This is a genomic window from Rhodococcus sp. EPR-147 (assembly GCF_001647185.1).
Classification (GTDB): Bacteria; Actinomycetota; Actinomycetes; order Mycobacteriales; family Mycobacteriaceae; genus Rhodococcoides.
The window spans coordinates 1-7,867 of sequence record NZ_LVCU01000357.1 but is presented as its reverse complement, the minus strand read 5'-3'; the positions used below and the strand labels follow the sequence as shown (position 1 = coordinate 7,867).

The 7,867-nt window shown below is 62.0% G+C and carries 11 protein-coding genes and 3 pseudogenes; 5 read left to right on the top strand and 9 right to left on the bottom strand.

Going from position 1 to position 7,867, the window contains the following annotated elements:
- Together A2J02_RS16265 and A2J02_RS29070 are read left to right on the top strand one after the other, a co-directional pair.
- Positions 1 to 315 (top strand): DUF2637 domain-containing protein (locus tag A2J02_RS16265; protein WP_231893884.1); only part of this gene is annotated, 315 nt, incomplete at its 5' end.
- Positions 316 to 468: 153 nt separating this feature from the next.
- Positions 469 to 525, top strand: a pseudogene (locus tag A2J02_RS29070) (hypothetical protein); the annotation flags it as partial.
- 39 nt (positions 526 to 564) lie between these two features.
- Here A2J02_RS29070 and A2J02_RS16260 read toward each other — a convergent pair.
- From A2J02_RS16260 to A2J02_RS16225, 9 genes and pseudogenes are all read right to left on the bottom strand, one after another.
- Positions 565 to 837: pseudogene (locus tag A2J02_RS16260) on the bottom strand (ATP-binding protein); the annotation flags it as partial.
- 45 nt (positions 838 to 882) lie between these two features.
- Positions 883 to 1,326 carry a DUF6262 family protein gene (locus A2J02_RS16255; protein ID WP_068051225.1) on the bottom strand — a complete coding sequence of 148 codons (444 nt, stop codon included), beginning with the start codon at positions 1,324 to 1,326 and terminating at the stop codon, positions 883 to 885.
- Positions 1,323 to 1,841, bottom strand: a complete 519-nt coding sequence (locus tag A2J02_RS16250; protein ID WP_068051223.1) for a hypothetical protein — start codon at positions 1,839 to 1,841, stop codon at positions 1,323 to 1,325. Before A2J02_RS16250 ends, A2J02_RS16255 begins: the two co-directional genes overlap by 4 nt.
- A gap of 24 nt (positions 1,842 to 1,865) precedes the next feature.
- A pseudogene (locus A2J02_RS29065) lies at positions 1,866 to 2,012 on the bottom strand (hypothetical protein); the annotation flags it as partial.
- Positions 1,978 to 3,131, bottom strand: a protein-coding gene (locus A2J02_RS16245) for an IS3 family transposase (protein ID WP_094642707.1) whose coding sequence is annotated in 2 segments (ribosomal slippage) — positions 1,978 to 2,849 and positions 2,849 to 3,131 — 1,155 coding nt in all. Because the reading frame shifts where the segments join, the coding sequence is not laid out codon by codon here. The gene A2J02_RS16245 and the pseudogene A2J02_RS29065, both read right to left, overlap by 35 nt.
- 32 nt (positions 3,132 to 3,163) lie before the next feature.
- Entirely contained in the window at positions 3,164 to 3,529 is a 366-nt protein-coding gene (locus tag A2J02_RS27315) for a DDE-type integrase/transposase/recombinase (protein ID WP_082898868.1), read from the bottom strand.
- Positions 3,442 to 3,936, bottom strand: coding sequence for a transposase (locus A2J02_RS29060; protein ID WP_094642616.1), 495 nt, complete (start codon positions 3,934 to 3,936; stop codon positions 3,442 to 3,444). Before A2J02_RS29060 ends, A2J02_RS27315 begins: the two co-directional genes overlap by 88 nt.
- A gap of 105 nt (positions 3,937 to 4,041) precedes the next feature.
- Entirely contained in the window at positions 4,042 to 4,311 is a 270-nt protein-coding gene (locus A2J02_RS16230; protein ID WP_068051219.1) for a hypothetical protein, read from the bottom strand.
- Positions 4,312 to 4,699: 388 nt separating this feature from the next.
- Positions 4,700 to 4,996, bottom strand: a complete 297-nt coding sequence (locus tag A2J02_RS16225) for a hypothetical protein (protein WP_068051217.1) — start codon at positions 4,994 to 4,996, stop codon at positions 4,700 to 4,702.
- 365 nt (positions 4,997 to 5,361) lie between these two features.
- Between A2J02_RS16225 and A2J02_RS16220 the strand changes: the two genes are divergently transcribed.
- From A2J02_RS16220 to A2J02_RS16210, 3 genes are read left to right on the top strand one after another with little or no spacing between them, the layout of a single operon-like run.
- Positions 5,362 to 6,984 carry a YhjD/YihY/BrkB family envelope integrity protein gene (locus tag A2J02_RS16220; protein WP_052063204.1) on the top strand — a complete coding sequence of 541 codons (1,623 nt, stop codon included), beginning with the start codon at positions 5,362 to 5,364 and terminating at the stop codon, positions 6,982 to 6,984.
- Positions 6,985 to 7,034: 50 nt separating this feature from the next.
- Positions 7,035 to 7,292, top strand: coding sequence for a DUF3618 domain-containing protein (locus A2J02_RS16215; protein WP_032375695.1), 258 nt, complete (start codon positions 7,035 to 7,037; stop codon positions 7,290 to 7,292).
- Positions 7,289 to 7,561: a DUF4235 domain-containing protein gene (locus tag A2J02_RS16210; protein ID WP_032375676.1), complete on the top strand. Its 273-nt coding sequence runs from the start codon at positions 7,289 to 7,291 to the stop codon at positions 7,559 to 7,561. The genes A2J02_RS16215 and A2J02_RS16210 overlap by 4 nt, the downstream gene beginning before the upstream one ends.
- Positions 7,562 to 7,867 lie beyond the last annotated feature (306 nt).

The window sequence follows — 7,867 nt, the reverse complement described above, 5'->3', positions numbered from 1 at the left end:
TACGCGATGGCCCACCCACAACACGGGTACGACACGCCCGAGCTGCGGCTACGCCGCCTCACCGAATGTCCACCACCCCACGGGACTTACCCTCCGCAGGTGCTGTTCGCCGCGTTGATGACCGGTATCGCCTTAACCGTTGGCATCGCAGCATCATCGTTTTGGCTGTCTTTCGCCGCGCTCCGAGAGCTGGCGATTATGGCCGGGACCGATCCAGGACGAGCGTGGGTCTTGCCCGTCGTTCTTGACGGGGCGATTGTCGCCACGACGGTCATAGCGCTGGCTGTCGCTTGCCAGGGTGATGGGACCACCTGATTGCCAGAGGGTAGGGACCACCGTGGCGCGTTATTGAGGATGCTCGTTGTTGGTGGTGTCGTCAACTGTTCCGGGTCGGGTGCGTTTGAGGTTCACCCCGGATGGTGGACACCGAGATAGCGGGACCGATGGTTCCGCTGGAAGGATGTCCGCATGTCCCGCAAACGCAGGTCGTTCACGACCGAATACAAGGTCGAGGCCGCCCGTAGGGTGATCGATTCCGGCCGCACCATCGCCGAGGTCGCCCGCAGAGGTGACGATGGTGGTTTTCTTTCGGTGGCGTTCGACGATGAGTTCGTAGAAGTCGCTGGTTTCGGTGGCATCGAGTGGGCGCAGGGCGAAGTCGTCGATGATCAGGATCTCGATGGCGGTCAACCGCCGGATCTCGGCGTCGACGGTGTTGTCGAGTCGCGCTGCTCGCAGTCGCGTGAACAATTTGTCCGACCGTGCGAACAGGACACTGTGGCGTCGGCGGATTGCCATGTGCCCCAACGCTGTTGCCAGATGTGTTTTGCCGACTCCGGTCGTTATCTATGGGTTGGGTCAGAACGGTGGTTCGTGTGCGGGTCAGGTTGTCGTTTCGATTGATTCAGCAGTGTTTTGGGTGTTGCCGCGGCGGGCCATTTCGCGTCGTAGGTCGAGGTTTTCGCCGTGGGCTTGTTCGAGCGCGTCGCGCAGAGCTTGGGTTTGCTGTCGGTGACGTCTCTTGAGTTCAGTTATCTGTTGTGTCAGCGTGATGACCAGCGGGTTCTCGTCGGTGGCGATGGGGCGTGCGGTTGTCGTTGAGAGGTGCTTCCCGCGTAGGTAGTCGATGCGTCGGCGAAGCTCGGAGTGCTTGTAAAGGAAGGCGTGCGAGACGCCGGCCTCTCGTTGCACGGACTGAAATGTGATGGGTTCACCGCGTTTGACCAGGGATCTGATTGCCTGATCGGCAGCGTGTGCGGCGCGCTGAGATTTGGCCTTCGCGGCGGCAGTGAGGACGGCGATGCGGCGTTCTCGGGTGTCGGTCATGGTGTGCCTCTGCGGTCTTTGATCGGCTCGAGAGTTAGTGCGATCGGCCCGGCAGTGGAGCGGTTGCACGGCGGGGTGATGTCGTCGAGTGGATTCTCGGGTGTGCGTTCGAGGGTATCTATGAGGTCTGTCAGAGCGGTGTGTTCGGCGCGGCGGAGGTTGAGCCAGACGTTGTCCGAGGGCATAGGTTGGCCGTGTTTCTGTTCGAATTCTGTTGTGGCTCTGTCGATGATCTCTGTGGTCTCGTGAAGCTGACGTTTGAGGACGCTGCTGTGAGTGATGTCTGTGACGAAGACCGAGCATGTCAGGCATGCGTTGCCTTTTCCGCATGTCTGCAGTGGAGGAAGCATGCACCAGCCGTTCGGGAGGATTCGGTCGGCACTGCGGAACAGATGCAGGCTGTCGTGGTCGTCGCTGGACAATGCGATGCGCGTGCCGTCGGCGCGGAGTTTCGTGGTCGCGAGAAATGCTTGTTCGGCGTGTTCGTCGCGGGCCGCGATGTAGTGCATGGTCATTGTCGGGGTGGCATGGCCGGCATAGCGTTGGAGCACGTGAACCGGTAAACCGAGTTCGGCCAGGCGGGTAAGTCGGGTGTGACGAAACCGGTGAGGGGACTGCCCCGACTTCAGTTGACTAGTGGGGTTGAGCGATTCAGGCCGCGTGTGCGGTCCGGTTGATTGTCTCAAACTCGATAGGGGTGAGCTTGCCGAGGCGCCGTTGACGGCGTTTGCGGTGATAGGTCTTTTCGATCCAGGTCACGATCGCCAGCCGTAGTTGCTCGCGGGTCGACCACCGCTGGCGGTCGAGGACGTTCTTCTGCACGAGTGCGAAGAACGACTCCATCGCGGCGTTGTCACCGCACGCCCCGACCCGCCCCATAGAGCCTCGTAACCCGTTGCGCGACAGGACATGTACGAACTTCCTGGATCGGAATTGGCTACCGCGATCCGAATGCACGATAGTCCCCACCGAGCCTCTTTGCGCCACAGCATTATCCAATGCTGACACCGCTAACGAGGCCTTCATCCTGGAGTCGATCGAGTAGCCGACGATCCTGTTCGACCAGACGTCCTTGATCGCGCAGAGATACAGTTTGCCCTCGTCGGTGCGGTGTTCGGTGATGTCGGTCAGCCACAGCTCGTCCGCGGCCCGTGCGGTGAACTGACGGTCGACGAGGTCGTCGTGAACCGGCGGGCCGGCCTTCCTGTTCAGGCCTCGCTTCTTCGAGAACACCGACCAGATGCGTTCTTGTGAGCACAACCGCGCGACCCTGTTCTCGCTGGCGGTGATTCCGCGGTCGGGTAGTTCGACTGCGATGAAGCGGTAGCCGAATGCGGGGTCGTCGTCGTGGATCTCACGAGCAATGTTGATCAGATGCGCATCATCCCAATCTCGTTGCGTGACTGGCTTTTTCTTCCATTTGTAGAACGCTTGGGTTGAGAAACCGAGAACCCGGCAGGTCACTGTGACGGGTACTCCGTCGCCAGCAAGGTCGAGGACCAGCGGGTAGATCATTTTGGGAGTATGTCTCGACTCAGATAGGCGGCGGCTCGCCGCAGAACGTCGTTTTCCTGCTCGAGCAGCCGGTTGCGCTTCTTTAGCTCCCGCAGCTCAGCGGACTCGTCACCAGGGTTCTGCCGGCCGTCACGGACGACGCCGTCTTCACGATCGGCAATCTTGAGCCAGCGGTGCAGGCAACCTTCGGAGATTCCGAAGTCCTTCGCGATCTGACGCAACGGGGCCTCGCCCTTGCGTGCGACGGCGATGACGTCGCGGCGGAACTCCTCGGGAAATGCTTTCGGCATGGTGAACATCCTTCCACCGTGAGGAGCGATCCTCACAGATCAGATGTCAACCAAAGCTGGGGCAGTCCCAACGTCGCTGTCTGCGAGCTGTCGATCGACCAACCGACGACTCGCCTCGAAAACGTATCCAGGACAGCGGCGCAGTAAATTTTACCTTCACGGGTGGGATGTTCCGTGATGTCCGTGACCCACAGCTTGTTAGGCTCGTCGCGGGTGAACGTACGGTCCACGAGATCGCTCGCGGTGGGAGTCTGATGCTTGGAACGGGCACGTTTGTTTCCCGGAAGTCCTTTCACACCAGCAGTTCTCATCAGTAGTTCGATGCAGCCGTGTCCCACGGCAATGTCGTGACTAAGGGTGAGTTCTTCCGTGAACTCGGCGGGCACCGTAGGTGCCATGCGAGGCGGTGTGAACCTAGGTGATCGGCTGCGTCAACCAGGCATGTCGCAGTGAGCGTTCCGAGGGCGGGCGATTGCGCCACTCGTAGAAGCCGGACTCGGGCACCTCCAGAATCCGACACGAAGTCTGTACCGGTAGTCCTTCCTTGGCCATCACTTCGATCGCTTCGAACCGCCTTTGCGGCCGCCACCGACTTCAGCAGTTCCGTGGAGCGTTCGGCGATGGCAAGCTCGGTCTCCAACTCGGCGATACGACGACGGGCGGCAGCGAGTTCGGCGCTCTCGATCGAGCTCAGCCCCGGCTTCTGTCCGGTATCGATGAGCTCCTGGTTACGCCAGTTGTAGATGGATTGTTCGGTGACATCGAGACCTGCGGCGACCTCGGCGACCGTGCGTCCTGACTTCAACCGAGTGGACGATACGAGTACGACCCGACCTCATCCGCATCTGGGCCGCCACTGCTGCAAACACCGATCCCGCTGTTGGCGGGTAGAGAGAGCAGGCGGCGGTGCTCACCTGACCGGGCGCCGCAGTGATGTGGTGGACGGTGTGGGCATGGTGTCGGTGGTGTAGCGACGGGCATAGTCGAGTAGGCGAGTGCGGGTGTCTTCGTCGAGGGCAGGGGTGTCGGGCAGGTTGAGGGCATACCAGAGTCTGCGTCGGTATTCGCCCGGGGTAATACCGAAGGTGGGATAGATGTCTTCGTCACCGACGTCGTTGTCGTAGTGGTGCCAACGCAGTGCGAAGTCGATCAATGCCGGGTCGACAGTGTTGTCGTTCAAAGGAATCCACCCCTGGTGGTGTCGGGAACGGGGGTCAGTGCTCGGTGTGCAGGGCGGATGCAGGATGGGTTCACACGATGTGCCGTGTGACTTCGAGTCCATTGTGTCGGAATTACGGGGGTTTCCGCGTGCCGAGGTTCAGCCCATCGCGGCGGTTGGCGCATGCAGACTCACCCACCAGCCTGCCCGGGCCGGTTGTCCGCTCATCCTGTTCGGCTGATGACTGCTACGAGTGCCAGGAATACGGCGGTCCCGGTGGCGCCGAGAATCGCGGCGCCGAGGAACCCGCGTTCGGGGTCGAGTGCCCACGCCGCGCAGGTGATCAGCACGAGCGCTACGCCGCTCCAAAACAGATAGGTGCGGCGGGGGACAGATCGAGGGTGTTCCGTCACGGCGTGCCGGCGGTGCTGTCAGCTGCGGGACTGTTGGCTGCGGTGTTGGTGGGTGGGGAAGCAGGTAGTGCGGTGACGTCCTGGTCGTCGGCGAAGACGAGGGCCCCGGCGTCCAGGGCGATCGCCCAGCGGTGTGGGGGCGCCCAGGTGCGACCGAGGGTGTCTGCGGGCAGGAGGTAGTCCCCGAAGTCCTCGACGAGTGTCCCTGCAGAGGTGGTCCCGTCGGGGCGGTGCACTTCGACGATGTCACCAACCGAGAGGGCTCCGGTGGTGGTTTGTTTGGGATCGGTCATAGTTGAGCATTGAAGCAGGCCGGTCAGCCGCTGATTCGCGGTGGTCTCGACGCCTCGCCTGCGGACAACGCCGATAACGTCGTGGGTATGGGGCCGTGTACAACAACGGAAGAGTGATGGTGATCTGTCACCGCCACCGGGCGAAAACCGTCCCCGTTCTATTTCCGATGAAACCCTGTTCGGTTGACGGGTTGTTCACTCATCGAGAGACAGACCGCGCCGGTGGTAGCGGTGCTCTGCGTACCAAGCTCGGTCCATTTTGCGGCGCAAGACCAGACTGTTACTGCGTTTTCTGTGCCGCCGATTCATCTGCTGCTGACTCTCGGGCAATGTTTTCGTCGGTGTGCTGCGGGTACTAGCGTCAGGTGAGTGAGAACGATGATGTCCCGTCCGCACCGGTGGATGCCGACCCGGATGATCCGCGCAAGGCCGACTCGCCGACGGAGCTGACGAAAACGTCGTGGCTGTTCGTGCTTCGCAAGACTGCGCGTGAGTTCTCGCGTGATCAGTGCACCGATCTCGCGGCAGCGTTGACGTACTACGCAGTGTTGTCGCTGTTTCCCGCTGTGTTGGCGATCGTGTCGCTGCTCGGTGTGTTCGGGCAAGGACAAGCCACCGTCGATGGTGTGTTGCAGATCGTGTCCGATCTGGGACCCTCCTCGGCGGTGGAGACGCTGCGGGAGCCGATCACGCAGTTGGTGTCCGCTCCGGCCGCAGGGTTCGCTCTGGTTACTGGTGTTGCGGGTGCGTTGTGGTCGGCGTCGGGGTATGTGGGGGCGTTCGGGCGGGCGATGAACCGAATGTACGAGGTCGAGGAAGGGCGTCCGGTCTGGAAATTGCGGCCGGTGCTGTTGCTGGTGACGGTGGCGGCGCTGGTGCTGATTGCTCTCGCGGCGGTGATGCTCGCGGTCAGCGGACCGGTAGCAGCCGCGGTGGGGGATGCGGTCGGTCTCGGCGATACCGCGTTGACGGTGTGGAACATCGCACGGTGGCCGGTCGTGCTGGTCATCGTCGTTCTCGCGGTCGCGTTGTTGTATTACGCGACTCCGAATATTCAGCAGCCGAAGTTTCGGTGGATCAGCAGCGGAGCAGTGGTGGCGATCGTGGTGTGGGTCGCCGCGACGATCCTGTTCGGGTTCTACGTCGCCAATTTCGGCAGCTACAACAAGACCTACGGATCGTTGGCCGGGGCGATCGTGTTCCTGCTGTGGTTGTGGATCACCAACCTTGCGTTGCTGTTCGGTGCCGAACTCGATTCCGAACTCGAACGTGGCCGACAACTGCAGGCAGGGATGGTCGCCGAGGAACGTTTGCAGCTCCCACCCCGAGATACTCGGGTGTCGGAGAAGAACGAGGAGAAAGATGCCGCCGCCGTCGACGACGGACGACGGCTTCGGCTTCGCCACCAACATGCCACGGCACATTCCAGCGGTGCTGGGCAGCGCGATGACAGACACAATCGCACGACACACGGCGACGAAAAGCCGTTGCCTGTACCTGTTTCCGGCTCCAGCACTGGCGGAGACATCACTTCGAATCAACATATGCAGGGAGAAACAATGAACGCTCATTCCGGGCCACCGTCGGAGGAAGCCCGCACTTCGGCTGCGGATCTGTCGACAGTGCAGCTCGTCGAACGCTTGACCGATCAGGTGTCGACGCTGGTGCGCAGCGAGATCCGCTCAGGCCTCGAGGAAGTGAAAAGCAAAGGCACCCGGCTCGGCATCGGTATCGGTATCACCGGTGCGGGCGCACTGCTGCTGTTCTTCGGTCTCGCCACTCTGATAGCAACTGCAGTGCTGGGGTTGGCGACAGTGCTGTCGGCGTGGCTGGCAGCGCTGATCGTCGCCGCCGCAGTCCTGGTGGTGGGAGGGGTTTTGGCTGCGGTGGGGACCTCACGCGCGAAGAATGCGGTACCTCCGGTACCGGCAGAGACCGTCGCCAGTGTCAACGACGACATCACCGCCATCAAGAAGGGAATCCGATGACCGAGAACAAGCACGTTGCACGCGGTAACGAGACAGGCGAGGAGGCGCACGTGACAGACCCGCCAGTAGCGCCGGTGCCGGATATCGAACAGCAGCGCGCCGAACTCGCCGAGACGGTGGCGGCGCTCGCCGACAAAGTCGATGTGCCTGCGCGGGTGCGCAGTGAAGCAACCGTTCAGGCGGAGAAGGCCAAGACGTTGGCTCAGGACAATCCGCAGGTCGCCGCGGCCGCTGTCGGGACCCTGGTCGCGGCGGTAGTGCTGGTGGTGTTCTCGCGTCGTCGCCGTGCGCGGCGGTTGCTGCGATGAGTGCGGTGTCGAAAGCGGTGTACAAACCGCTGTCGCTGGCTACCAGCGTGCTCGGCGGGGTACTTGCCGGGGTGGTGTTCAAGCAGGTGTGGAAACGTATCGGCGACAACGACACCTCGACTCCCGACCCGAAAGACCTGAGCCGCACCGTCCAGGAGGTGCTGATCGCGGCCGCCATTCATGGCGCGGTGTTCGGGGTCGTCAAAGCCGCCGTCGACCGTGCCGGAGCGAAAGGCTACCGCGCTCTCGCCCACGAAGACCCCAGCTGATCACGAGAGCCTTACACAGGCGTCCGCACTCGATCGGCGGTCTGGTGCGGCTTCCCGTTCGACGATGCCGAAACGTCGATAGAAAACGACTACGAGTTGTCGGAACGGCGATGCACTCAGGGATGGGGCCAGGTCGGCCCGCTCGGCTCCGGTGTGATTCGGTAGCCACGGGAGAGGTTGACCGGCAAACGTGAATCGCTGCTGTCAGTTTCAGAAGTAGGCTGCACGATTTGCTGGGGTTTTACCCGTGATTGCAGTCGTCTTCTGACATTCTGAGTGCAGAAGTGAACTGCACAATCGGCACCA